Source organism: Mesobacillus sp. S13 (genome assembly GCF_020422885.1).
Classification (GTDB): Bacteria; Bacillota; Bacilli; order Bacillales; family Cytobacillaceae; genus Mesobacillus; species Mesobacillus selenatarsenatis_A.
Genome location: NZ_CP084622.1, coordinates 1,374,875 through 1,400,744, shown reverse-complemented (window position 1 = coordinate 1,400,744; position 25,870 = coordinate 1,374,875). Strand labels below are relative to the sequence as shown.

The following is a 25,870-nucleotide window of genomic DNA, read 5'->3' as shown; positions in this document are numbered from 1 at the left end:
TGCAGCCGCCCTATGTATATAGATGGCAGGCGACAAAATGATTGCTCTTGACTTCTTTAAAGTCAGGATTCGCTTGTTTGCAAAGGTCATATGCAGCAGGGCACCTAGTATGGAATACACACCCTTTGGGTGGATTTGACGGACTTGGAAGCTCCCCTTTCAGGATGATTCGCTCCCGTTTCATGACACCTTTCTTTCTTGGAATGGGCACAGCAGAAAGCAATGCTTGAGTATAAGGATGCAGCGGTTCCGCATAGAGCTCATTCTTGGAGGCAAGCTCCATCATTTTCCCGAGGTACATAACCCCTACTCTGTCGCTTATATGCCTGACAACACTCAGGTCATGAGAGATAAAGATATAAGTAAGACCGAATTCTTCCTGAAGGTCCTCCATCAAATTAATGATTTGTGCCTGAATCGAGACATCCAGTGCTGATACTGCTTCATCCGCTATGATCATTTCCGGATTCAATGCCAGCGTCCGGGCTATCCCAATTCTCTGCCGCTGTCCTCCGGAAAATTCGTGTGGATAACGGTTGATAAAAGAAGCATTAAGGCCTACCTTTTCCAATAGACTCTCGACACGTTCGTCCCTCTCTTTGCCTCTGTAAATATGATGAGTATCAAGGGGCTCCCTGATGATCGATCTCAAAGTTTTCCTCGGATTGAGGGAAGCAAAAGGATCCTGGAAAATCATCTGGATATTTTTGCGTACATCCTTTCGCAGATCGCTTTCAGAAAGATGGGAGATATCCTTGCCATTGAAGATGACTTTTCCATCAGTAGGTTCATAGAGTCGGATGATGGTTCTTCCGACAGTCGATTTACCGCAGCCAGATTCTCCGACGATTCCCAATGTCTCTCCCTTATTCACCTTCAAATTTATTCCATCAACTGCTTTTATATGACCAACTGTCTTTTGCAGTAATCCGGATTTGATAGGAAAGTGCTTCTTTAAATCCTGTAGTTCAAGCAAGATTTCAGAGCTATTTTCCATTGTTTTGTTTTCCGGTGATTCACTTGTTGAGATCATTTCTCCACCTCCTTGTCATCATGTAAAAAGCACCTTACAGACCTGGTACTGTATTTCCTCAGAAGACTCGGAGCTTCATTGAAACAGCGGTCAAAAGCATGTGGGCAGCGTGGTGCAAAACGGCAGCCTTTTGGCAAATTCTCGGGTGAAGGAACATTTCCTTCAATCGAGGCAAGCCGTTCATGATCCTCGTCTATTGATGGAATCGAACCCATAAGGCCATTAGTGTAAGGATGGAGGGGATTTTCAAATAAATCCTCCACCATCGCTTCTTCCACGACCTGGCCTGCATACATGACGACGACTCGGTCAGCAACTTCAGACACCACTCCGAGATCATGTGTGATAATCAGAATGGATGTATTGAATTTCGTACTCAAATCCTTCATCAAGTCGAGGATTTGCGCCTGGATGGTCACATCCAATGCTGTTGTCGGCTCATCTGCAATTAAAAGCTTCGGGTTGCAGCTCATCGCCATCGCAATCATCACTCGCTGCCGCATCCCTCCAGAAAGACGATGTGGATAATCATTGATGATCTCCTTCGCTCGGGAAAAACCAACGAGTTCAAGCATCTCAATTGCCTTTTTCTTTGCCATCACCTGATTGAGTCCCTGGTGGTATGTCAGTACCTCCGTGATCTGTTCCCCAATGGTAAGCACAGGATTCAGTGATGTCATCGGCTCCTGGAAAATCATCGAAATATCATTGCCGCGAATCCTGCACATTTCTTCCTCACTTGCCTTGACAAGATCCCGGCCATCAAATTGAATCTGCCCGTCCACAATTTCCCCGGGTGGACTGGGAATCAATCGCATGATTGATAGAGAAGTAATACTCTTTCCAGACCCCGACTCACCAACAAGTGCGACAGTTTCCCCTTTATTGATGACAAGGTCCACTCCATCTACTGCTGGAATCACTGTCTTTTTCCTTTTAAAATAAGTTTTAAGATTCTTTAGCTCCAATAAGGCTGTCACGATTCTTGCACACCGCCTATCCAATTGAATTGATATAAAAAGAAATGATTTTCTGCTCAGGTGAAGATTCTGATAATTATTAATTATTAGAAACACCGTTCTTTTATTACACTTTCATTACTTTTTTTAAGAGAATATTCCGTGGACGTTTGTTAAAAATATGTAATTTGAACGAAAAATACTTTTTCAGCAAAATAGATTTAGGTATTTCTTCAGATTAGATGGGGTTTATAGAGATAGGGACGGAGGCCGTCAAACGGGGACTATGGAAGAGTTGCTTTTACCGAAATCCGGCTTCTGGATCATTTTCGGGCAATACAGGAGACTTGCTTTTACCGAAATCCGCCTTCTAATTCATTTTCGGGCAATGCAGGAGACTTGCTTTTACCGAATTCCGGCTTCTGATTCATTTTCGGGCAATGCAGGAGACTTGCTTTTACCGAAATCCGCCTTCTAATTCATTTTCGGGCAATGCAGGTGCCTTGCTTTTACCGAAATTCGCCTTCTGGATCTTTTTCGGGTAATGCAGGTGCCTTGCTTTTACCGAAATCGGCCTTCTGGATCTTTTTCAGGGAATGCAATGTTTTCATTTCGTCCTATATGCCCTGCCTGCTAAATAAAAAAGCAGAAACCCAATTAAACAGGGTTTCTGCTTCAAATATTGCGAGGGGGTCACCCTCGAAAGTTATTATGCTTGGTATTTTCGGAAAGCAATTGTTGCGTTGTGGCCGCCGAAGCCCAGTGAGTTGCTGATTGCTGCATTAACCTCTTGCTTGCGCGCTGCGTTCGGCACATAATCGAGGTCACAATCTGGGTCCGGTGTATCCAGATTGATTGTTGGCGGCAAGATTCCTTCTTTCAAAGCGAGGATTGTGAAGATCGCTTCGATTCCGCCTGCTGCACCAAGCAAGTGGCCTGTCATCGATTTGGTTGAGCTTACTGCAAGCTTGTATGCATGCTCGCCAAATACTGTTTTGATGGCCATTGTTTCGAATTTATCATTATATTCAGTGCTTGTTCCGTGTGCATTGATATACCCAACTTCTTCTGGTGCAAGGCCTGCATCGTCAAGTGCCATTTTCATTGCTCTTGAGCCGCCTTCTCCTTCAGGAGCTGGAGCGGTAATGTGGTATGCATCACCAGTTGCGCCATAACCCACGATTTCAGCATAGATTTTAGCTCCACGCGCCAATGCGTGCTCTAAATCTTCAAGGACAACGATTCCAGCTCCCTCACCCATAACAAATCCATCGCGATCCTTATCGAAAGGCCTGCTCGCTTTTTGCGGGTCCTGGTTGGTAGATAGTGCAGTATTTGCACAGAAACCTGCGAAAGACATTTTCGTGATTGGAGCCTCAGCACCTCCGGTTACCATTACATCGGCATCGCCGCGCTGGATGACCTTGAAGGCATCGCCGATTGAGTTGGTTCCAGTCGCACATGCTGTCACCGTACAAGAATTAAATCCTCTTGCCCCAAGAGTGATAGAAACCTGTCCTGTCGCCATATCAGGAATCATCATCGGCACGAAGAAAGGACTGACCCTGCGGTATCCTCTGTTCATGAACGTTTCGTGCTGCTGCTCGAATGTCTCCATCCCGCCGATTCCTGATCCGATCCATACACCGACTCGAGGAGCATTTTCGTCTGTGATCTCAAGGCCTGAATCTTTCACAGCCATCAATGAAGCCGCCACTGCATAATGAGTAAAACGGTCCATCTTCCTGGCATCTTTTCTGTCTATAAAGTTCTCAACATTGAATTCTTTTACTTCTGCCGCAACTTTTGCAGGGAAGTCATCTGCATTCAATCTAGTTATCGGACCGATTCCTGATACTCCTTCGATGATATTATTCCAGGTAGTTCCTGCGTCATTTCCAAGAGGCGTAACAGCCCCGATCCCTGTAACAACAACTCTGCGTTTCTCCATCATTATTGCATCTCCTTTATTCGTACTCTTAATTTATATAGAGTTCATATGAAAATCAGTTTATTTACCCCATCGCATGGCGATCGCGCCCCATGTCAATCCGCCGCCAAAGCCAACCATTACTACGACATCTCCATCTTTTATCTTTCCTGCTTCCAATTCCTCAAAAAGCGAGATTGGAATTGAAGCAGCAGATGTATTTCCGTATTTATGAACGGTCATTGACATTTTTTCTACCGGCAGCTCAAGCCGCTGGCGAGCTGCTTCCATAATCCTGATATTTGCCTGGTGGGGAATCAGGAAATCAACATCTTCTTTTGAGAGACCGGCTTTTTCAAGTACATTGATACTGCTTTCCCCCATTTGCCTAACTGCAAATTTAAAAACTTCCCGACCATTCATGACGATATAATCATCCTGATATAGGTGCTTGCCTCCGGAACCATCAGACCCTAGTTCAAAAGAGAGCACTCCTCTGTTCTCGGAAACAGGCCCCATGACAACCGCTCCGGCCCCATCACCAAACAACACTGCTGTGTTACGGTCATTCCAATCCGTAATTTTGGAAAGCTTTTCTACACCTACTATTAAAACATACTTATAAGTGCCCGCCTCAATAAATTGTTTGGCTGTAACCATTCCATACATAAACCCTGCGCATGCAGCACTCAAATCCATTGCGGCAGCTTTTTTTGCACCCAACTGGTCCTGGAGCATGCACGATACTGTTGGGAAAGGCTGATCAGGTGTAACAGTCGCCACTAAAATCAAGTCGAGTTCATCTGCTGAAATTCCCGCATTGCTGATGGCTTCGACAGCAGCACGATAGGCTAAATCCGATGTATCCATATCGTCGCCTGCAATTCTTCTTTCTTCAATCCCTGTTCTTGTCCGGATCCACTCATCCGAAGTATCCATCTTTTTTTCCAGATCAAGGTTTGTTACAACCTCCTCCGGCAAATACCGCCCAACCCCAGTTATCCCTGCATTCATGGGATCCATCTCCTTTTATTTTGGATTCTGTCTATTTAGCTAAAATTATTATCAATTATTATGACTTGGTACTAATTTTATCAGAAACTGCTCTTCCTCTGCAACTTAAAAATTAGATTTCCGCACATGCCCTAGTCCATGTGGCCAGATCAATCATAAACTGATAGGGAAGAACAATGCTTCCTGGTCAGCTTTTGACGACCTGAAGCGAACTAAAATTAGCCAGTTCTAACCAGTTGCTCAAATCACTCATAAAAATTTTTCACAATTAAAAGTATCTAAAAAAAGAGAAATAGAGAAAGGTGGGAATGAAGATGGAGGATGAAAGAACCCGGGACCTCTTTGGTTTTAAGCTCAGGAGGGATCATGATGAGAGTTCCGATCAACAGGAACAGGGATATGATCATTTCGACCATTTCATGTTCGGCCGGTCAAGAGAAATAGAAGAAGTTGAGGAAAGTGTCAACAATGACTTTCTGCTTAATAAGTATTTGGGGAAAATTGATTTAGATGAAGTGATGCATCATGTAGATACGTTGATCACTTCAGCCCGCGAGCTCAAACCGCTTATGGGAAAGGTGAGACCTTTGTTTGACCACTTCATTGAAAAAAATAAAAGCTGAGGGCAGGCCTCAGCTTTTACTGTGTATGCTATTCTTTTGCAGCATCCGCTTTTCCAAGCTCATATGCTTCGTTCATCACATTCGTGAAAAGCGTGAAAAACGGCTGCAGATTGTCCATTGTCAACTCAATGCCTGCCTCCTGAAGTTTTTGCTGTGCTTCCGGAAGGTATTTCATGGCAATTTGCATGAACTCCATTGTTTTGTCATTAGTTTGCATGTCTATTGTCTCCTTTGAACATTATTTACTGGTTAGGCAATTTACCGGTTTCTTTATAAGAATTAATATAAGTACCTATTCTCTCCCTGAATTTAGAGTCGACTTTAGGACTGAATTTACCAAGGGAGATTACACCGTCCTGAAAGTCGAATGACAGGTTTCCTGACTTAAGCTCCCCATTGTTGAACTTTTCGGCTGTCAGTTCATACAAGTCATCAACATGCTGGACAGTACTCGTTAATACCGTGGACTCCCCGAAATCCGATTGGTCGGAAATATAGCCGATCACGTATAAGCCTCGGTCCTTTACCCTTTCAATGACAGGTACATTATACCCATCTCCAGCGGGGTATATGACATCAGCTCCCTCAGCCAATACATCGTCCAGGACATCGAGTGCCTTTTCTTGGTCATCCCAGTGGCCAACAAGGCGAATGTCTACCTTCAGATCATTATTTTCAAACATCGCACCATCATAAAAGCCTTCCACTTCTGGCTGCCATTCATACGCTGCAATGATTCCTACCTTACCAGTTTCAGACATATGGCTGGCGACCATTCCGCCAAAAAACCCCATAGCATATGCCTTGAAGTTTAGGCTCGTTGTATTTTTTCCCCTGGCATCTCCGTTAAAACTAATGAAATGAATGTCAGGATATTTACTTGAAATCTTATTGAAATAGGCAGCGTATTCATTTCCATGCCCATATATAAGGTTAACTCCCTGCCGATCGAACTCCCCCACTGCATCCTCAACGGCTTCCTGAGAATTCATCCCTTCTTTGAAAAAGACATCAACCCCCAGGCTCGATTGGATTTGCAGAAGTCCCCTATACCCTTTCGTCCCCCACACCTGATCATTTATAGTTTCAGGCACCAAGAGGCCTACTTTCTCCACCTTGCCCGTGGAAAGAGGTTGTCCGCATCCCCCAAGCAAAAGAAGGCTTAACAATATTAGCCCGAAACGTTTCAGCATCCGATGCATCTCCTTTATGCGCCACTGTGCAAAACTCTTTCATTTTCAGTGCCCGCTACATTAAAATGGAACCGATTAAAAGAATCTTTTACCATTTTACTCTTTGGAGTATTACTTTGAAAAGTCATTTATTGAAATTCCCTAGTCCTTGCTGTCCTGTATCCGGTTAAATTGCTCCTTTTGCCTGCTTAACCCCTTGCTGATTTGCTCATTTTCTCCTACGGTGCTGACCTTGATGGAATTTTTGATTGCAGGTGCTGCAGCCTTATTTCTAAGCAATCCAGCACCACTGCCCAGCAGCTCTTCTGCACACTTAAACCATCGATCCTGTTCTCCGCTAGATAGTATATACTGTCCTTGAAGTCCTGACTCAGCCAGCTCCTTTATCATTTTTACAGCATCATCTATATACAGGCAATCATGCGTCCATTCCCTTGGCCCAATATCAGGAATCTTCTTATTTTCATATAAGGACCGAGACATTACTTGCTGGAAAAAGCATTCTTCCGGCTGCCAAGGACCATAAATGGTCGGCAAATAGAGTGCGAGAAGATTGGAATCACGGCTGTAAATCAAAGAGTTCACTCTTGCCTCCCTCAATTCTGCTTTTTCCTGAGCAAAATATGCCGGCAATATGACGACGGTCGGCAGCTTTTTCAACTTCCGATTTTCTAATTCACTAAGAAGTACTTCATAAATACCATACGTATTATGTCGCCCTTGCAAGGATTCAAACAAAGTCACAAACAAAATGCCTTCTGCTTGCTCTGCATCCCAATCTTCCAGACTAATTTCAAGGAAATTGGAATTCCTGCCGATTTCCAAGCGTTTTTCCTCAGTAAAAGAATCCTTTCTATTTCCTTCCGTATCGACTCCATTTATCTCAACACCTTCATCAAGCAAATACCGGCACAAGCTATAACCTATAAAATCATATATTCCGAGAATCGTTGCCCTTTCCATTTTATATGCCTCCCTGAAAATACTCTCTTGTATCCTATGAATCTAAAAGTGAAAATATTTGCAGGGAGTTATAGGACTTGCTCATATTTTGTAAAAAAATGTACGATTTGGCTTCCTACTTGGAGCTTTTTTTCTGGAAGTACATAGCTTACGGTTACCGGAAGGCCATCTTTCTCCCATTCAGCAGAAAGTTCATTAAGGATGCTTGACTGCTTGTAGGCTCTGTTTCCTGATAATACATGGATGATTTTGACCGGTGTTTCTTTCTTGAAGGCAGGACTGGAAGAGATTTCGTCCAGGCTCTCAAGTAGTTTGCTAATATCTGTTTCATAAGCCGCTTCAAGTTCAGCGACAAGCTTTTTATAAAAAAACTTATTCTCCTTTTCTTGCTCCAGATGCTTACTTAAAGAGAGGATTGGGTTGATTAAGATCAAGCTTCTGATTTTAAAATCACTATGTGCTAAAAGTTTCAAGGCTACAAGTGCGCCCATTCCTTCTGCAACGACATGGAAAGAGGTATTCAAAATTTCATTTCGGACGATATGGCTGCACAGTCTCATCGTTAAATCGACAGCCTTCTCACTTCCCCAATGCCTTCCATATAAATTTGAATAGAAGACGGTATACCCTTCTTTTTTCCATATGTTCAGTAATGAACGTTTACCTTCATTCTGTGTCCAGAAGCTGCTGCTGTCGTTCACAAAGTGCCTTTCGTCACCAATCGTCAGGATACCGAAACCATTTGGCCTTTCAGGATAATGGATAACATTCCATTCGGTATCCAGTTTAAAGTTCCGGCTCTCCATCTTACCATCCCCTTTCCCTAAAGATTATTCATATTACTGTATGTTATTTAACAGGAAATGAAAGGGGATTTGCCCAAATTTCTGGATTAATCCCTCCTCTTTACTACAATCTGCAACATATCTTCAAATATAATATTACCAGGTTTTAGAAAAAGAAAGTGTTCTGTGAAAACGCTTTTTAATTTATGTGAAATTCATTTATAATTTAGATGGCTTGTGGTAAGATGAGAAAAGATTTAATAATGTAAGAGGTGAAAATCGTGAAATATTTCTGGACATTACTCTGGACATTCCTCCTGGTTCTTATGCTAAATTACGTAGCCGGCGCGATGATCGGCGTTGGACTGGACTTAGCTCAAAGTGCGATCCTGGCAGTTGTGTCAACAATCATTCTCCTTGTGTTTCCTGCTGTTCTTCCAAATGGTGAAGAAAACCACCAACATTAATGTACATAAAAAAGTCATCCGCTTTGGATGACTTTTTTCATTGACTCAGTTAGGGCATCCTTTGTGGATTTTCTTGAAGGTTGTGAATTCATTAGCGGAGATATTCCGGTTAACTGCTTAAAATAAGACAAAATCCAACGATTTGGATGAAATAGACGGAAAAACGACCTTTATTTTTAAGAAAATAAAGATCGTTGCAAACTTAAGCGAAGTTTTTCCGTTTCTATTCCAAACACTATGAAATCAACTTCATTAAAATAGATATTCCTTACATAACACTTAATGAGATACCTCCCTCGTTGACGCCAATTTCCACCTGGCTCTTCTCTTTGATCCTGCCTGCAATGATTTCTCTGGCAAGCTTAGTTTCGACACTTCTCTGGATAAATCGCTTCAGTGGTCTTGCACCGTAAACCGGATCAAATCCATGTTCAGCTAAAAATTCCTTTGCTTCATCCGTGATTGTCAGCTGGATCTGCTGGTCAGCGAGCCTTCCTTGCAAAATCTTCACTAACTTACCGACAATCATTTTGATTTCCTTCAATGCTAAAGGCTTGAATAAAATGATTTCATCTACACGGTTCAGGAATTCCGGACGGAAATGGCTGCGCAATTGGGCCATCACAAGATCCCTCGTTCCAGAAGAGATTTCTTCATCCCCTTCCTGCCGATCAAGCAAATGATGCGAACCAATATTGGACGTCATGATGATCACGGTATTCTTAAAGTCGACCACTCTTCCCTGAGAATCGGTCACCCGTCCATCATCGAGCATTTGCAGAAGGATATTAAAAACTTCTGGATGTGCTTTCTCCACTTCATCGAGGAGTATGACGGAATACGGGTTCCTTCTGACCGCCTCTGTCAGCTGGCCACCTTCTTCATACCCTACATATCCCGGAGGTGCTCCAATGAGTCTTGAAACGGCATGTTTTTCCATATACTCAGACATATCGATTCGGATGATATGCTCTTCACTATCGAACAATGACTGAGCAAGCGTTTTGGCCAGTTCGGTTTTACCCACACCAGTCGGCCCGAGGAAGATAAACGAACCGATTGGTCTGTTCGGATCCTTGATGCCGGCTCTTGCCCTGAGAACCGCATCGGACACTAGCGATACCGCTTCATCTTGTCCGACAACACGTTCATGGAGGATACTCTCAAGTTTAAGAAGCTTTTCACGTTCGCCTTCTACGAGCTTCATTACAGGAATACCTGTCCACCGTGAAACGATTCCGGCAATTTCTTCTTCGGTGACCTCTTCCCGAAGCAATCTTTCTCCTTCATTCTCGCTGACTTCCAATTCCAGTGCCTTCAGATTTTTTTCAAGTGCCGGAATTCGGCCATGCCTAAGTTCTGCTGCCTTATTCAAATCATAGTCATTCTCTGCTTTTTCCAGCTCCCGACGAAGTTTCTCCAGCAGCTCCCGCTGTTCCTGAACCTTTTGGATGCCTTCTTTTTCCTTCTGCCATCTGGATTTCATTGCATTCGCTTTTTCCATCAAGTTGGCTAGTTCCTTACGAAGAACCTCTAATCGTTCCCGGCTGGCATCATCTTTTTCCTTTGTCAACGCAGCTTCTTCAATTTCCAGTTGCATCACCCTTCTGGTTACTTCATCGAGCTCTGCAGGCATCGAATCAATTTCCGTACGGATCATGGCACATGCTTCATCCACAAGGTCTATCGCCTTGTCCGGCAAAAATCGATCCGTGATATACCTGTCAGATAATGTGGCTGCTGCAACAAGCGCACGGTCATGGATATTTACTCCATGGTGGATTTCAAACCTTTCCTTCAATCCTCGTAAAATAGACACGGTATCCTCAACATCAGGCTCCTGCACCAGTACTTGCTGGAATCTCCGTTCAAGCGCAGGGTCCTTTTCAATATATTTGCGATGCTCATCAAGTGTCGTAGCCCCGATGCAATGCAGTTCTCCACGAGCAAGCATCGGTTTCAGCATATTGCCGGCATCCATTGCCCCTTCGGTTTTACCTGCGCCAACAATGGTATGGAGCTCATCGATGAACAAGAGGATTTTCCCTTCACTTTTTTTCACTTCATTTAATACTGCTTTCAGTCTTTCCTCAAATTCGCCACGGAACTTGGCGCCAGCTATCAGCGCACTCATGTCCAGTGCAAAAACTGTTTTATCCTTCAAGCCTTCCGGAACATCCCTGCGGACAATCCTTTGTGCCAGTCCTTCTACAATCGCTGTCTTACCGACACCTGGCTCCCCGATCAACACAGGATTGTTTTTTGTCTTCCTTGATAGGATGCGGATGACATTGCGAATTTCACTGTCCCTGCCAATCACCGGGTCGACCTTTCCTGCCCGGACTTCCTCCACAAGGTCACGGCCGTATTTTTTTAACACCTCATAAGTTGCTTCTGGGTTTTGTGAAGTCACTCTCTGGTTCCCCCTAACCTCATTGATTCTCGCTAATAATTTTTCTCTGCTGACATTTAGTTTCTTTAAAGCTGTACCAGCTTCTGAGCTCGGTATATCAAGTAAAGATAACAAAACATGTTCCACAGACAAATAGTCATCCTCAAACTGTTTCATTTCCTTTTCTGCCTGTGCCAAAACCTTCTGCAGAGTTGCAGTAATATATAATTTACCCTGTTCTGCCCCGCTGCCAGAAACTTGCGGTTTCTTTGACAGGATATGGTCCAATTCTTCTTTATAATGATTCAGGTTAAGTCCGATAGCAGTAAGCAGCGTTGCCGCCAGATTGGCGTCTTGCTCAAGCAGTGCAAGCAGCAGATGTGCATCATCTACTTCCTGGTGATTATGTTGAACAGCCAGGGTCTGGGCTGATACAAAGGCATTTTGCAAGCTTTCAGTCATTTTATTCAAATCCACGCCCAACCACTCCTTTGACCTTTTTTGACCTTTAATTATATTATAATAAAAATTCCCAATTAGTAAAGCCATCCGCATTGGATGGCTTTAGAAAATACAGAATAAATTTCACCCTTGATTAGCTCTCATCCTGTAGATTGAGTTACAGGCTATTTGAACTTAGGCATGTAAGTCCAGTGGCGGTTATGGTTGGAGTTTTCCGGAAAACGGTCCCCAGCTTTAAGCTTGATTTTCTGTGGATTGTTGACATTACTGCCTGTTTCGCCAATTTCAATGTAAATACCATTATTCGGTGCCTTTTGTCCGGCACGAAACTGATGACTTTGACCCATTTGCCTTCCTCCTTCATTAAAGTATTCCGGCAATTATATTATTTACTGATTCAAATAAAGTATTTATGCATATTTTATCCTTCCAAAAAAAAGGGTTATACGGTACATTAGTGTGTATGAGAAAAGAAAAGCGGAAGCGCCTTGTTCAGCCCCGACAAGCGGTGGAGGGCCTGACAGTGAAGTCGCTCTTTGACTTCATTGGCAGGACCGAAGCGACTCGAGGGGCTAGGCGCTGGAGCTGGACAACTCACAAAGCGGATATAATATATTTGTTATCTTATTTAAAACGGAGGATTCAAAACGACATGGAAAACTTTTATGACTTGCTTAAATACATATTTCTTGGTCTGTTCCAGGGAATAACTGAACCGATCCCTGTTTCATCAAGCGGACACCTTGAAATCGCAGAGCACTTTTTCGGGCTTGAAATTAGAGGAATGAGCTTTGCACTTTTAGTAAATACTGCTTCCTTATTCGCTGTTCTATTGATTTATCGTAAAGATATCATGCGATTAATTGTCAATGGACTTGCATATCTTAAGAACAAAGACCCAGAAGCGAAATCTGATTTTATGTTCATCGTTTATTTAATTGTTGGAACGATTCCTGCTGGTGTAATCGGGGTCCTGTTTGGGGATTTTATTGAGGATAACTTAGCTTCGATTAAGACTGTAGGTTTTACGCTGTTAGTTACAGGTTTGGCATTGTGGTTAATCCGTAACCTGAGGGGCCGGAAAAATGATGGAGACTTAAGCTTAAAGGATGCCATTATTGTCGGTTTAGCCCAAGCAGTAGCTCTTATCCCTGGAATTAGCCGTTCTGGAGCAACGATTGTCGCGGCGATGGCACTTGGTATGAAACAGGAAACCGCATTGCGTTATTCCTTCCTTTTATATATACCAGTCAGCGTCGGAGGCATGATCCTTGGATTTTCAGACATTTTAACAGATCCATACCTTGATGAACTGGCAGTACCATATGTTTTCGCATTCATCGCTTCTCTGATTGCCTCTTACTTCTCTTTAAAATGGTTCATGAATATCATGGCTCGTGGAAACTTGAAGTACTTTGCGATTTACTGCTTCATTGTAGGGCCACTTGTCCTCATCTTTTCTTAATACAAAACCGGCTACCTGGATTTTGGTAGCCGGTTTTCGTTTTCTCACTTTGATTTTAATCCTTCAATATCTCCACAAGTAATGCCTTCTGGGCATGGAGGCGGTTTCCTGCTTGTTCGAATACGACGGAGTGCGCACCGTCAATCACTTCTGCCGTTACTTCTTCACCGCGGTGTGCGGGGAGACAGTGCATGAACAAATAGTCTTCATTAGCTAATTCAAGTAATTTTCCATTTACCTGGAACTGTGAAAAGTCTTTGAGTCTCTGCTCATTTTCGTTTTCCTGTCCCATGCTGGTCCACACATCCGTATAGATGATATCTGCCGCATCAACGGCTTCTTCTGGTGAATCTGTAATGACCAAATTTGCACCACTCTGCCTAGCAAATTCTTTACATTGAGCTGTTACCTCCTCATTCGGGAAGTATCCCTGTGGGGAAGCAATACTTACATCCATTCCGACTTTTGTGCAGGCAATCATTAGGGAATGAGCGACATTGTTTCCATCACCGATGTAAGCAAGCTTGAGGCCTTTCAGCTTCCCCTTTTTTTCATAGACTGTCAAAAGGTCTGCAAGTGCCTGGCATGGATGGTACAAATCCGTCAATCCGTTGATGACTGGAATTTCAGCATTGGCGGCAAGGTCTTCAACTGACTTGTGCGAGAATGTTCTGATCATGATTCCGTCAAGATATTGCGAAAGGACCTGGGCTGTATCCGAAACAGTCTCGCCGCGGCCGAGCTGAAGGTCGCTGCCATTTAAGTAAAGGGCACTTCCGCCCAGCTGAATCATTCCTACCTCAAATGATACTCTCGTACGCGTTGAGGATTTATCAAAAATCATTCCGAGTATTTTGCCTTTGAGTGGCTGGTCAAATTGTTTATTTAATGTCTTTTCTTTTAAAGTTATTGCCTTATCTAATAAAGTAAGGATTTCCTGTGGTTCCAAATCAGCCAGGGTTAATAGGTCCTTTCCTTTTAGATCAATTTGAAGCTGCTGTAATGCTGTCATTCTGCCACCACTTCCTCTCTAGTTTCTGCCAGCCATTTGTCCAGGGAGCTTACATCCCAACTCTTTGCTGTCGCACTTTTTAAGAGTGCAGATAAAGTCTCCTTTTGGGTCAATACAATTTTCCGGTTCTTGACAGCCCACTCTCTCAAAGAGAGATCTTTTTCTGATTCACCCGGACAATACAAGGCTGCCACCTTATGAGGATCCTTTACTTCATCAATATGAATGAAATGATAGTCACCAGCCTGCTTCCCTGCTTCCAAGAGCTCTTTTTCATCTGCAAAGGCGATTGCTCCATGGACAGCTTTCCCGTTGATTGAATGGAAGCTCTTGGTCAATGCCTCTTCAAGTGTCGAAGCAATGCTGATTCCTTCTCCAGTTGAAATCATTTGCGGACCGGTCTTGGCGTCCAGTCCTTTCAATGCAAAATTCGAAAAAACTGGGTGTTTTACGACTGCGTATGGAGCATCGGAGTCTAGCAAAACTTCATCTTTCGACAAATTATATTTCCCAAGCAATATTTTTGTCGCTTTCTTGACTAGTTCAACGCCTGCTACCTTGCTGACGATCGGCATTGTTCTGCTTGAGCGTGGATTAACTTCAAGTAAAAACACTTCATGTCCCTTCACAATGAATTGGATGTTCATTAATCCCTTATACTTCAATTCATTCACAAGCCGTTTTGCATAATCAGCCATCTTTTGCTTTGTTTCGTTTGTGAAACTACGCGCCGGGATGATGCAAAAGCTGTCCCCTGAATGGACTCCTGTCTTTTCTATGTGCTCAATGATGGCGGGAATCAGGATATGCTTTCCATCGGATGCAAGGTCAAGTTCCGCCTCTGCTGCTTCAAGGTATTGATCCACCAGTATGGGATATGAAATATTAGCTGTTGCCAGAGCAGTTTTAAGTTCCTCAGTGTTTCGGATTATCACCATATTCAAGCCGCCAATCACGTAGGAAGGCCTGATTAATACGGGGTATCCCAACCTCTCAACAGCAGCCAGCAGTTCACTCTCATCCCCGGCTGTTTCACCCTGTACGCGGGGAATCTTCAGCTTGTCGAGCAACTGATAAAATTGATCCCGGTCTTCAAATAAATCAATGGTTGCCGAACTCGTTCCCAGCAGCTTGATTCCAGCTTCTTCTAAACCTTTGGCAAGATTCAAGGCAGTCTGCCCTCCCAGCTGGACAATGACTTCCTCTATCCCCTCCATTTCAATCACATTCAGGATGTCTTCTTCTGTTAAAGGTTCGAAATACAATCGATCTGATATCGTAAAATCTGTGCTGACTGTCTCGGGATTATTGTTGATCATGATAGTTTCAACACCCTCTTCTTTAAGGGCAAAAACACCATGAACCGAACAATAATCGAACTCGATTCCCTGACCAATACTAATTGGACCACTGCCAATGACGAGTACCTTTCGTTTACTGTTTTCGACTTTTGCTTCATTCTCACCAATATAGCTTGAGTAAAAATAATTCGAAGCTGACTCAAATTCTGCCGCACATGTATCAACCATCTTATAAACAGGTGCAATACCGTGCTTTTTACGAAGCTCTCTTACCTGCTTTTCACTAACCTTCCATTCCTTTGCCAAATAGGCATCACTGAAGCCTTTCTCTTTCAGGGACCTTAACTCAGCAGCTGATATTCTTTCGATTTCAAGCTTTGCAATTTGATTCTCTATTTCTGTCAATGATTTAAATCTGTTTAGGAAAAACAAATCTATTTTTGTTTTTTCATTGATAAGCTGGATTGGCTCACCCCGACGCATCAGTTCGAGCAATGCAAAAACCCGCTGGTCTGTCTGCTTTCCTGTTAAATCGTATAGCTCATCGACGGTAAGGCCTTCAATTGTCGGCAGCTTTAAATCAAGCATTTTTATGTTCAGTGAACGGACGGCTTTGATAAACGCTCGTTCAAAGCTTCGATCGATTGCCATCGCTTCTCCGGTTGCCTTCATTTGTGTCCCTAAAGACCTATCAATGTGCGGGAATTGCTCAAACGGCCATTTCGGTATTTTCACCACTACATAGTCGAGCGATGGCTCATAGCTGGCAAAGGTATTGCCTGTAACAGGGTTGATGATTTCGGCAAGGTTGTATCCAACTGCCAATTTTGCCGCCATACGCGCGATCGGGTATCCAGTCGCTTTGGAAGCAAGCGCTGATGACCGGCTGACCCGCGGGTTCACTTCAATTAGATAGTAATTTTTGCTTTTAGGGTCGAGTGCAAACTGGATGTTGCAGCCTCCAACAATTCCAAGAGCTGAAATGATTTTAACAGCGGATGTCCTGAGCATCTGGTATTCCCTGTCAGTAAGCGTCTGTGAGGGAGCCACTACGATCGAGTCCCCTGTATGGATGCCGACCGGGTCGATATTTTCCATATTACAAATTGAGATACAAGTGCCCGCTGTATCACGCATCATTTCATATTCAATTTCTTTATAGCCGGCAATGCTTCTTTCGACCAAACATTGATGAATCGGGCTCTCACTCAGCCCACCTGTTACAAGGGAGACCAATTCTTCCATTGTCCCGGCAATGCCGCCGCCTGTTCCTCCAAGAGTGTAAGCAGGTCTTATAATCAGCGGAAAACCAATCTTCTCAGCAAACGCAACCGCCTCTGCGACATATTGCACGATTTCACTTTCCGGCACCGGTTCATTCAACTGATGCATTAGACTGCGGAAGGCTTCCCTATCCTCACCTTGCTTGATGCTTGCAACCGAGGTGCCAAGCACTCTCACATTATACTTTTTTAGAATTCCTTCTTCACTGAGCTTAAACACCAGATTCAAGCCTGCCTGACCGCCGAGAGTCCCCAAAATCCCATCCGGTTTTTCTGCCTGAATCACTTTTTCCACGCCTTCCACAGTCATTGGTTCAAAGTAGACTGCATCTGCAAATACATGATCCGTCATGACAGTTGCTGGGTTATTGTTTACAAGGATTACCCGATAGCCTTCCTCTTTCAAGGCGATGCAGGCCTGTGTACCTGCATAATCAAATTCAGCAGCCTGACCGATGATGATCGGGCCTGAACCGATTACCAGTATTGACTTTATATGATTATCTTTAGGCATAACTGACTTCTCTCCGCTTTCTGTATTTGACTGTATTGATGAATTCTCCAAATATGAATACACTGTCTTCAGGCCCCGGACTTGCTTCCGGATGGAACTGGACTGTCATCAGCGGCCATTGCTCATGGTAGAGGCCTTCGATTGACTGATCATTTTTATTGAAGAAACGGATCTTCAATCCTGTGCTCCCGATGCTATTTTGATCCACTGCATAGCTGTGATTTTGAGAGGACATGAATACCCGGTTGCTTTTCATATCGTAAACAGGCTGGTTTGCTCCTCGATGGCCAAAGAGCATTTTTTTAGTATCGCCTCCAAGTGCGAGCGCTGCCAGCTGATGCCCTAGACAAATCCCCAATACAGGAAAGTGCTCGATTACTTTCCTGATCTCTTGCAACTGCCCGAATAATTCCTTCGGATCGCCTGGTCCATTTGATAAAAGCACACCATCAGGCTTCAAGGCTGCAATTTGCTCAAAGGTATAATTGTACGGAACAATTGTCACGAGGCAATTTTGTTTTACCAGATGGTCAGCGATGGATTTCTTAAAGCCATAATCAATTAATACGATGTGGGTGTCACCAGAACCAATCGTTTCTGGTGCCTTCGATGATACCTCCTGCACTTTAAGACCATTCATACTGTCACAGGTGGATTCACAAACGCGTTCACTTGATAATTTGGCAGGCATCGTCCCGTTCTGGCGGATGGATTTTACGAGCTCCCGCGTATCTATATGCTCCAGCATGGGAATATCCCATTTCTCCAAATATTCAGTGAAGCTATGCTGCGCTTCATAGTGATAAGCTGTTTTTGCAGCTTCAAAGACAATTACTGCTGCAACATGGGGCTTTTTGCTTTCAAAGTCATGCTCATTGATGCCATAATTGCCGATCAGAGGGTAGGTGAATACAATGATTTGATTTTTATAGGAAGGATCAGTGAGAACTTCTTGATAACCGGTCATCCCTGTAAAAAATACGATTTCACCAGTAATTCCCTCTTCAGTTAACGACCCATGCAAGTGCCCTTGAAATGTCTTGCCGTCAGCCAGATGCAGATATCCTTTCATCAGACACATCTCCAAACGTATATTTATTTAATTAATTTTATTTTTATACATTTCCTGCTAAAAAAATTTATACTGTTACCTTATAGTTACTTAGAGTAGATTTCATCAATGACACAGCCTCTTCTACCTCTTCCCTTGTTACATTCAGCGGCGGAAGCAGACGGACTACCTTTTCTCCTGCAGACAGTGCAATCAATCCAGATTTCCTCAATTCAGCAAGAATTGGCTGGGCTTCAACATTCAGTTCAATTCCGGCCATCAATCCGAGTCCACGGATTTCTTTCACAATATCCAAACCACCAACGCTCTTGTGAAGCAAGTCAAATAATAGTTCACCCTTGGCAGATGCTTCTTCCAGGAATCCAGCGTTAAAAATGGCTTCCATAACGGCCAATGCTGCCGATGTGCTGATTGGATTCCCGCCAAATGTCGATCCGTGGCTTCCTGGGCCAAAAAACTCTGCTAATTCAGCTTTGCCAATTGCCGCTCCTATCGGAAACCCATTGCCAAGACCTTTGGCAACGGTGATGATATCGGGTTCAATCCCAAAATGCTGAAAGGCAAATGGCTTCCCTGTCCGGCCGACCCCGGTTTGAATTTCATCGATTATAAGCAGGACTCCGTTTTCAGCACATAAACTTGCTGCTTCTTTTATAAATTCGTTGGTAACGACATGGATGCCGCCTTCACCCTGGATAATTTCAAGCATCACCGCAGCTGTATCCTTATCAATTTCAGCTTTTAGTGACTCCAGATCATTGAATGGCAGATGGATAAATGTTTCAAGCATTCTTCCGAACCCTTGCTTGATTTTTTCCTGGCCGGTCGCAGCCATCCCTGCAAAGGTCCTGCCGTGAAAGGATTGCATGAAAGTGATGATTTTCCCCCTGCCCGTAGCTTTCCTTGCCAGTTTAATAGCTGCTTCGTTTGCTTCAGCACCGCTATTGGCAAAAAATACACAATCTAGGCCAGTTTCTTCTGCGAGCTTTTTCGCTGCTGCTTCCTGGATGCTTTGCGGAAACAGATTGGATACATGCCAGAACAATTCCAGCTGTTTCTTGACAGCAAGTTCAACTGCCTCAGGGCGATGACCCAAATTGCAGACACCAATACCAGAAGTAAAATCAAGGTATCGTTGACCGTCCTTTCCATAGATAATCGTCCCTTCTGCTTTGTCAGGCTCTATTTCCCATCGTTGATAGGTCGGGAATAAATGGCTCATTCATACACCTCTTCTTTTGTGGCAATCGCTGTTCCGTGCCAGCAGTTATTTTTATAGAATTGCTTTTTGCCAGAAATAATCATGACAGTGTCGACTCCCGCCTTTGTAGCTGACAATGCAGACATAACCTTCGGAACCATTCCTCCATAGATGCTCCCATCTGATATATAGCTTTCAATTTGACTTTCCGACATTTCGCCGACCAGCTCTCCCTTTATCAGGATGCCGTCCACATTGGTTACAAATGCACAGCGTTCAGCCTTTAATGCTTTCGCAATCGAGGCTGCTGCATAATCACCATTTATATTAAGCTTGCTGCCATCCTGAGTGATTCCGATTGGAGTAATCACGGGGATATAGCCATTATTAATCGCCATCATAATCAAGTTTGTATTCACATGGGTAATGGTTCCGACGAATCCTAAACCCTGCTTATCAATAAACTCTGCTTGAAGGCATCGGCCATCACTGCCATTGATGCCGAGAGCATGGAAATCATGCATCGACAGCATGCTGCAAAGCTGCCGGTTCGTCTGTCCAGACAGTACCATTTCAACGATTTCAATGGTCTTTTCACATGTCACACGTAGACCCTCTTTGAATTTTGTCTCGATTTCAAGTAACTCAAGCATCGAATTGATCGCTGGCCCTCCACCGTGAACGATGACAGGGTAAAGTCCGTCCTCGATCAATTCTTTAAGACTATTAAAGAAATTGTCATTAAGGTCCTTAAGAACACTTCCACCACATTTAATGACCACCGTTTCCAATGAATCCGCTCCTTTACGTCCGATAGCTTGCATTTATTTTCACATAATCATAGGAAAGATCGCAGCCCCAGGCCATTCCTTTCCCTTCTCCCAGATGGAGGTCGACGAATATTTCGACCTTTTCATTCATCAGATATTCCCTCGCATGATCTTCATCAAATGCAATCGGTGTACTATTTTTAAGCATAGTAATTTCTCCAAGGGAAATATCAACATTTTTGGGATTTACGGATGCTCCACTCTGGCCAATTGCCCCAATAATCCGTCCCCAGTTCGCATCTGCGCCGTAAACTGCTGTCTTGACGAGGTTGGAGCCTGCAATCTGTTTTCCTATCTTGCGCGCTTCTTCATCAGACATTGCACCAGATACCGAGATTTCTATCAGCTTAGTTGCCCCTTCACCATCCTTTGCAATCTGTTTCGCAAGACTAGCACAACTTTCTTTTAACAGTTCTACAAAAACTGCCCAGTCTTGATGGGTTGGATCCAACGGTTGATTCCCCGCAGTACCATTTGCCATCACAAGCACCATATCGTTCGTAGATGTATCTCCATCAACTGTGATTTGATTGAAGGTTGTGTTCGTTACCTCTTTTAGCGCGGCAGTAAGATGTTCACTTGAGATTTTTGCATCTGTTGTCAAGAAACCAAGCATTGTAGCCATATTAGGGTGAATCATCCCTGATCCTTTCGCTGCTCCCCCTATACTAATTGTTACCCCATCAATTTCAGCAGAGTAACAGCAGCTTTTCATTACCGTATCCGTTGTCAGAATCGCTGTTTGGAAATCCCTTGCATCCTCAGTTGCTTTTCCAACTGACAGCTTCCCGATACCACTCTGAATTTTATCCATTTGCATGAATTCACCGATGACACCAGTTGATGCTACAGCGACATGATGTTCAGGAATCCCGAATTTTTCTGCTGCCAGAGAACGCATTTTCAATGCATCCTGATACCCTTGTTCTCCGGTACAAGCATTCGCACATGCACTGTTGACAATGATTGCCTGGAGTACCTGTTCCTTTGCTATGCTTTCCTGTGTAACCACCAATGGAGCCGCCTGGAAATGACTCGTCGTGTAGACAGCGGCACAACTCGCCGGCTTCTCGCTTACAATCATACCCAAATCGTGCTTGGCATAGCGCAGCCCTGCATGTACTCCACCGCACTGGAACCCTACTGGCGTTAAAATGCCTCCATTATGGATGATTCTAATTTTTTTCTTATCGGTCATTGCCTGGTACATATTATCCTCCTTTATGGATACAGTGGAATCATTTCCAGTCCTGCACTTTCCTCAAATCCAAACATGATATTGGCATTTTGGACCGCCTGCCCTGCAGCACCTTTCATGAGATTATCGATCACTGAGACAATCGTCAGCCTCCCAGTCCTGCTGTCTGCATGCAACCCAATATCACAGTAGTTCGATCCCTTGACCTCTTTTACGGAAGGGAACACCCCATTCTTCCTAACTCTTATAAAAGGGTGGCCATCATAAGTTTCTTCATATAAATCCAGCAATCTAGAAGTATCCGATTCTTCTTTTAACTGGACATATATTGTGGTCATAATTCCCCTCGTGATCGGCATTAAGTGAGTGCTGAAGGTAACGGTTACCTCGGCATCATTCCATAGGCTAAGCTGCTGCTCGATTTCAGGGATATGCTGATGTTCGTTCACTTTATAAATTTTGAAATTTTCATTCAACTCCGCATATAATGTTCCAATTGACGGAGACCTGCCAGCACCGGAAACACCAGATTTTGCGTCGATAATGATACTGTTTGAATCAATCAGTTTTTCTGAAAGCACAGGAGCCAGCCCGAGGAGAGCTGCAGTCGGATAGCAGCCAGGGTTCGCCAGCAGGTTGGCATTCCTGATTTGCTCCCTATTCCATTCGCTAAGCCCGTATACTGCTTCATTCAGAATAGAAGCAGGAACTGATTCATGCTTATACCAGGCTTCATAGGCTGCTGCGTCTTTCAATCTCAGGTCACCTGATAGATCAATAACTTTAATGTCCTTATTGAAAAATGATTGTGCAAGCTTTCCGGAAACTTTTGAAGGAGTTGCCAAGAAGACAATGTCTGCTTCCTCGGCGATTTTGTCAGTTTCAATCTTGGTGAGGACCTTATCAAATATTCCGGTTAAATGGGGATATTCTTCTGAAACAGGTTTTTCATCCCTTGTCGTGTGGATTGAATGGATTTTCATAAATGGATGATTTGCAAGGATACGGATCAACTCTCCGCCACCATACCCTGTAGTACCGATGATCGCTGCCTTCACTTGAAACCTCCTTTTCAACTTTATGTATAAATAACCATAAAAATTTATAATTATAAATAAATTTCTTTTTATTATAAGAACAAAAGAATCAAAACGCAATAGATTTATTAACAATTATGTGAACAATTCACAATTTTATTGCTGGCTTTGTATGATTTACAATATAATTATATTAATATCAGATACGGAAGGGAGTATAAAAACTCCTCTTAATAAGGTGGAATTCATATGTTGACTGCAACAACGTTGTCACCAAACTTGAATAAGCTTTTTGAAAAGGTTCACAGAATCAAGAGTATTGACAAAGGCCGCTTCCTTTTTGAAGAAGGCAATATCGCAGAAGAGTTATACATTATCCAAAGCGGTAAATTTCAGATTAGCAAAATGGTTCCAGATGGCCGCGAGTTGACTATCAGGATGTGTTCAGCTGGAGAATTAGTTGGCGAGTTGGCTTTGTTCAGCTCGGCATCTCAGCATATACTGAATGCCCGTGCCTCCGAAAGCGGGACAGTGGCAGTGATTCCAAAGGAAAAGTTAGAGATAGAAATTGAAAAGGATAGCGGGCTCGCACTGGAACTCGTAAAGTGGCTATCCCTGCAGCATCGCAAATCGCAAACAAGGTTCAGGGATCTTGTTCTTCATGGGAAGAAAGGTGCTTTATACTCAACGCTAATCCGAATGGTGAACAGCTACGGAGTCAAAACCGAAGATGGCTTAAAAATCGATGTATCGCTGACGAATCAGGAACTAGCAAACTTCTGTGGTACATCACGCGAAGTCGTGAACAGATTATTGAGCGAACTGAGGAAAAGTAACATCATTTCCATTGATAAAGGATTCATAACCGTCCATTCCCTCAATGTGCTCAAGAGAGAGATAGATTGTGAGAACTGTCCGGTTGAGGTATGCAATATTGAATAAAGAAAACCGCCAGACTGTGAACTGGCGGCTTTTTTTATCTATATTGCATTGGAGTTTTTATAAAATCGCAAAAAGCATGATGATAAAGAACAGGACGGCGTTGACGATTTCGTATATCCCTACCTTCATGACAGAAAGCGGTTTTCCATAAAATACTACAGCTCTGATTAAGCTTGGCACTGCGGCCACAGCGACTATGAACTCACCGGCTGCAAGCCATAGAACAGGAACCAAAAGATGATATGTCCAGGAAATCCATTTGAATTGGCTGTTCTTCTTTTCGCGAATCATTGTTTTTACGTAGAATGTACTTCCGGTGAAAAATAGAATGCTGGATGCAAAGACCAGTAGTGAATTTTCATTGATTTCCCCGTTTGGCAGATAGCTGCTGGCCAGTCCGGCAATAGAAAAGACAACAATAGCACTTAAGTCATTCAGGAGGGCACGGTCTTTATTTTTTGCAGAGAAGTACGCATTAATCACGAAAAACGGGATCATCGCAAGACCAAAGCTGACGATGCTTGGCGTTGTGAACAATGGAACCATCAGGAACGCAAGCGCTGGTGTTATATAAATAAGCGCCCATTTACGATAGAATGGAATTTTCTTTTTCTTGAACATTAACAGAAGCGGATATGTTCCTAAATATAGTAAAAGCCATCCGATAAAAAACGGGACATGCTGCCAGACTATTCCACTTGCTGCTGCTCCCAGCCAAAAAGGGATGATCAACATCGCCCAGGCACCATGCTGTTTTGGCATAAATAACTTCATGGATGAACACTCCCTTATGTTTCTTACCTTAAATATAAAGGAGTTAAAGGGATGAATAAGTGAAACACATCACATTTTCTCCTGTAAAAACCCAACCGACACCGAAATGTCAAAAACCCATTCAAGTGAAACATATCTCTTGTAAAAAAGCTCGAAGCGCCATTCAGGGATTTTACTTGAACAGGGATATCATTATTCCTGGCAGTGTAGTAAACTTGAGGGAATCATGAAATAAGGGGTGATCATTTGAAAAAAGAAATGAATCAATTGTTTAAAGATCAACGGAGCGTACATGTTCTGTATTCCTATAATGAAGTGGAGAAATACATTGAACAGGCTGTTGATTTTATTGAAGATGGTGTGATAGCGGGAGATTATGTTATTTTCATTGAAAATGAACCTCTTTTCCGCTCCATTCACAAGAAGCTTAAATCGCGATTAACGGAAGATCAAATGAAATTTGTTCATAGCGTAAACAATTTCGACTTTTATTACTCCAGTGGCAGTTATCATCCTCCAGCAATCCTCGAATACTTTAATAAAACGGTTCAACCGTATATAGAAAATGCTATCCCTTTCCGATCCTGGGCACATGTGGAGTGGGCTACGATGAAAGACCCACTTGATATAATTGAAGACTTTGAGAGAATAGTAGACGAAGCCGTAAATTCACTGTCTTTTCCACTGATTTGTGCATACGAAGGAGCGAAAATGCCAGATCATCTTATAAAAATTCTGATGGAAACACATCCTTATGTCTTAAAAGATGATAAGTTCACTATTTCCGCTGAATACCTGGAAACACCTGGGTTAATATAAGACAAAAACGCTTAGGTACCCCTAAGCGTTTTTTATGTTGCCATTATATCAAACCCGGATAATGCCAAGTTCTATACAACTTGGTTCCTCAAACTAAAACAGCCTTCTACCTTCAGCCTCTTCTTTCAAATTGAAGCTTTAAAAAGATCTTTTTTAAATATAAGTGCGGTTTTAGCAAATAGTAAATTTCCTTGGTGAATGCCAAACTCAATAGAAATAGGAATACAAAAATAAAATGCACCTTCGAGAGAATGGATACATCCATGACCAGACTCATGTCCGGCTGCAGTTGCGCTAGGCTGATGAGCCATCTTAACAGCAATACTGGTTCGTTAGCTATGCTGCTCGAAAGCACAATGGCAATGCCGGTTGCAGTGCTGGCAGCCATAAGTATTTTGACGATGCCTAGCAGAAGCCTTCCTGCTTTCGAACGTGTTCCTTCTTCTCTTGATGCATCGTACTGCCAGACTAGACCCATTGCCACAATTGCCACAACCGAGTATGGATACACAATCCATAAGAAGATATGCAGCATTTCCATCGCTCTCACCTCACACATATGTCACAACCTGAACCCCATTAACATTCTAACTGGGTAAGT

At 43.2% G+C, this 25,870-nt stretch carries 24 protein-coding genes; 5 read left to right on the top strand and 19 right to left on the bottom strand.

Annotation, left to right across the window (positions count from 1 at the left end):
- Positions 1-10 precede the first annotated feature (10 nt).
- From LGO15_RS07005 to LGO15_RS06990, 4 genes are all read right to left on the bottom strand, one after another.
- Complete coding sequence (locus LGO15_RS07005) at positions 11-1,033, bottom strand: ABC transporter ATP-binding protein (protein ID WP_318999828.1); 1,023 nt, start codon at positions 1,031-1,033, stop codon at positions 11-13.
- Positions 1,030-2,013: an ABC transporter ATP-binding protein gene (locus tag LGO15_RS07000; protein WP_226087176.1), complete on the bottom strand. Its 984-nt coding sequence runs from the start codon at positions 2,011-2,013 to the stop codon at positions 1,030-1,032. The genes LGO15_RS07005 and LGO15_RS07000 overlap by 4 nt, the downstream gene beginning before the upstream one ends.
- A gap of 688 nt (positions 2,014-2,701) precedes the next feature.
- Entirely contained in the window at positions 2,702-3,943 is a 1,242-nt protein-coding gene (gene fabF, locus LGO15_RS06995; RefSeq protein ID WP_226087838.1) for a beta-ketoacyl-ACP synthase II, read from the bottom strand.
- A 60-nt stretch (positions 3,944-4,003) separates the two neighbouring features.
- Positions 4,004-4,936 (bottom strand): beta-ketoacyl-ACP synthase III, encoded by a 933-nt coding sequence (locus tag LGO15_RS06990; protein WP_226087175.1) that lies wholly within the window; start codon positions 4,934-4,936, stop codon positions 4,004-4,006.
- A 314-nt stretch (positions 4,937-5,250) separates the two neighbouring features.
- On the opposite strand from LGO15_RS06990, the gene LGO15_RS06985 reads away from it, so the two are divergent.
- Entirely contained in the window at positions 5,251-5,559 is a 309-nt protein-coding gene (locus tag LGO15_RS06985) for a hypothetical protein (RefSeq protein ID WP_226087174.1), read from the top strand.
- 28 nt (positions 5,560-5,587) lie between these two features.
- Here the strand turns inward: LGO15_RS06985 and LGO15_RS06980 are convergent, their stop codons facing one another.
- From LGO15_RS06980 to LGO15_RS06965, 4 genes are all read right to left on the bottom strand, one after another.
- On the bottom strand, positions 5,588-5,776 hold the full coding sequence (locus LGO15_RS06980) for a ComZ family protein (RefSeq protein ID WP_167832182.1): 189 nt from the start codon (positions 5,774-5,776) through the stop codon (positions 5,588-5,590).
- Between the two features lie 25 nt (positions 5,777-5,801).
- Positions 5,802-6,752 carry a BMP family ABC transporter substrate-binding protein gene (locus tag LGO15_RS06975; RefSeq protein WP_167832181.1) on the bottom strand — a complete coding sequence of 317 codons (951 nt, stop codon included), beginning with the start codon at positions 6,750-6,752 and terminating at the stop codon, positions 5,802-5,804.
- Positions 6,753-6,893: 141 nt separating this feature from the next.
- Positions 6,894-7,715 (bottom strand): NAD-dependent epimerase/dehydratase family protein, encoded by an 822-nt coding sequence (locus tag LGO15_RS06970; protein WP_226087173.1) that lies wholly within the window; start codon positions 7,713-7,715, stop codon positions 6,894-6,896.
- A 68-nt stretch (positions 7,716-7,783) separates the two neighbouring features.
- A complete protein-coding gene (locus tag LGO15_RS06965; RefSeq protein ID WP_226087172.1) occupies positions 7,784-8,521 on the bottom strand; it encodes an alpha/beta fold hydrolase in 738 nt (245 codons plus the stop codon).
- Between the two features lie 260 nt (positions 8,522-8,781).
- Here LGO15_RS06965 and LGO15_RS06960 point away from each other — a divergent pair, with 260 nt between their 5' ends.
- Complete coding sequence (locus LGO15_RS06960; protein WP_167832178.1) at positions 8,782-8,967, top strand: YjzD family protein; 186 nt, start codon at positions 8,782-8,784, stop codon at positions 8,965-8,967.
- Positions 8,968-9,235: 268 nt separating this feature from the next.
- Here the strand turns inward: LGO15_RS06960 and clpB are convergent, their stop codons facing one another.
- Both clpB and LGO15_RS06950 read right to left on the bottom strand, forming a co-directional pair.
- Entirely contained in the window at positions 9,236-11,836 is a 2,601-nt protein-coding gene (gene clpB / locus LGO15_RS06955) for an ATP-dependent chaperone ClpB (protein ID WP_226087171.1), read from the bottom strand.
- A gap of 149 nt (positions 11,837-11,985) precedes the next feature.
- Positions 11,986-12,168, bottom strand: a complete 183-nt coding sequence (locus LGO15_RS06950; protein WP_079508079.1) for a YjzC family protein — start codon at positions 12,166-12,168, stop codon at positions 11,986-11,988.
- A 305-nt stretch (positions 12,169-12,473) separates the two neighbouring features.
- On the opposite strand from LGO15_RS06950, the gene LGO15_RS06945 reads away from it, so the two are divergent.
- Positions 12,474-13,286: an undecaprenyl-diphosphate phosphatase gene (locus LGO15_RS06945; protein WP_226087837.1), complete on the top strand. Its 813-nt coding sequence runs from the start codon at positions 12,474-12,476 to the stop codon at positions 13,284-13,286.
- Between the two features lie 55 nt (positions 13,287-13,341).
- Here the strand turns inward: LGO15_RS06945 and argF are convergent, their stop codons facing one another.
- The 7 genes from argF to argC all read right to left on the bottom strand — a co-directional run bounded on the left by argF (position 13,342) and on the right by argC (position 22,755).
- Complete coding sequence (gene argF / locus LGO15_RS06940) at positions 13,342-14,298, bottom strand: ornithine carbamoyltransferase (RefSeq protein ID WP_226087170.1); 957 nt, start codon at positions 14,296-14,298, stop codon at positions 13,342-13,344.
- Positions 14,295-17,396: a carbamoyl-phosphate synthase (glutamine-hydrolyzing) large subunit gene (locus tag LGO15_RS06935; RefSeq protein ID WP_226087169.1), complete on the bottom strand. Its 3,102-nt coding sequence runs from the start codon at positions 17,394-17,396 to the stop codon at positions 14,295-14,297. The genes argF and LGO15_RS06935 overlap by 4 nt, the downstream gene beginning before the upstream one ends.
- On the bottom strand, positions 17,389-18,468 hold the full coding sequence (locus LGO15_RS06930) for a carbamoyl phosphate synthase small subunit (protein WP_226087168.1): 1,080 nt from the start codon (positions 18,466-18,468) through the stop codon (positions 17,389-17,391). The genes LGO15_RS06935 and LGO15_RS06930 overlap by 8 nt, the downstream gene beginning before the upstream one ends.
- A gap of 67 nt (positions 18,469-18,535) precedes the next feature.
- On the bottom strand, positions 18,536-19,690 hold the full coding sequence (locus tag LGO15_RS06925; protein WP_226087167.1) for an acetylornithine transaminase: 1,155 nt from the start codon (positions 19,688-19,690) through the stop codon (positions 18,536-18,538).
- Positions 19,687-20,493, bottom strand: coding sequence for an acetylglutamate kinase (gene argB / locus LGO15_RS06920; RefSeq protein ID WP_226087166.1), 807 nt, complete (start codon positions 20,491-20,493; stop codon positions 19,687-19,689). Before argB ends, LGO15_RS06925 begins: the two co-directional genes overlap by 4 nt.
- Positions 20,474-21,709 carry a bifunctional ornithine acetyltransferase/N-acetylglutamate synthase gene (argJ, locus tag LGO15_RS06915; RefSeq protein ID WP_413231376.1) on the bottom strand — a complete coding sequence of 412 codons (1,236 nt, stop codon included), beginning with the start codon at positions 21,707-21,709 and terminating at the stop codon, positions 20,474-20,476. The genes argB and argJ overlap by 20 nt, the downstream gene beginning before the upstream one ends.
- 11 nt (positions 21,710-21,720) lie before the next feature.
- Positions 21,721-22,755, bottom strand: coding sequence for an N-acetyl-gamma-glutamyl-phosphate reductase (argC, locus tag LGO15_RS06910; RefSeq protein ID WP_226087165.1), 1,035 nt, complete (start codon positions 22,753-22,755; stop codon positions 21,721-21,723).
- Positions 22,756-22,983: 228 nt separating this feature from the next.
- Here argC and LGO15_RS06905 point away from each other — a divergent pair, with 228 nt between their 5' ends.
- Entirely contained in the window at positions 22,984-23,676 is a 693-nt protein-coding gene (locus LGO15_RS06905; RefSeq protein WP_226087164.1) for a Crp/Fnr family transcriptional regulator, read from the top strand.
- Positions 23,677-23,733: 57 nt separating this feature from the next.
- On the opposite strand, the gene LGO15_RS06900 is transcribed toward LGO15_RS06905, so the two are convergent.
- Positions 23,734-24,450, bottom strand: a complete 717-nt coding sequence (locus LGO15_RS06900; RefSeq protein WP_226087163.1) for a YwiC-like family protein — start codon at positions 24,448-24,450, stop codon at positions 23,734-23,736.
- Positions 24,451-24,696: 246 nt separating this feature from the next.
- Here LGO15_RS06900 and LGO15_RS06895 point away from each other — a divergent pair, with 246 nt between their 5' ends.
- Complete coding sequence (locus tag LGO15_RS06895; RefSeq protein ID WP_226087162.1) at positions 24,697-25,269, top strand: MEDS domain-containing protein; 573 nt, start codon at positions 24,697-24,699, stop codon at positions 25,267-25,269.
- A 112-nt stretch (positions 25,270-25,381) separates the two neighbouring features.
- Here the strand turns inward: LGO15_RS06895 and LGO15_RS06890 are convergent, their stop codons facing one another.
- A complete protein-coding gene (locus tag LGO15_RS06890) occupies positions 25,382-25,828 on the bottom strand; it encodes a respiratory nitrate reductase subunit gamma (RefSeq protein WP_226087161.1) in 447 nt (148 codons plus the stop codon).
- Positions 25,829-25,870: the final 42 nt, after the last annotated feature.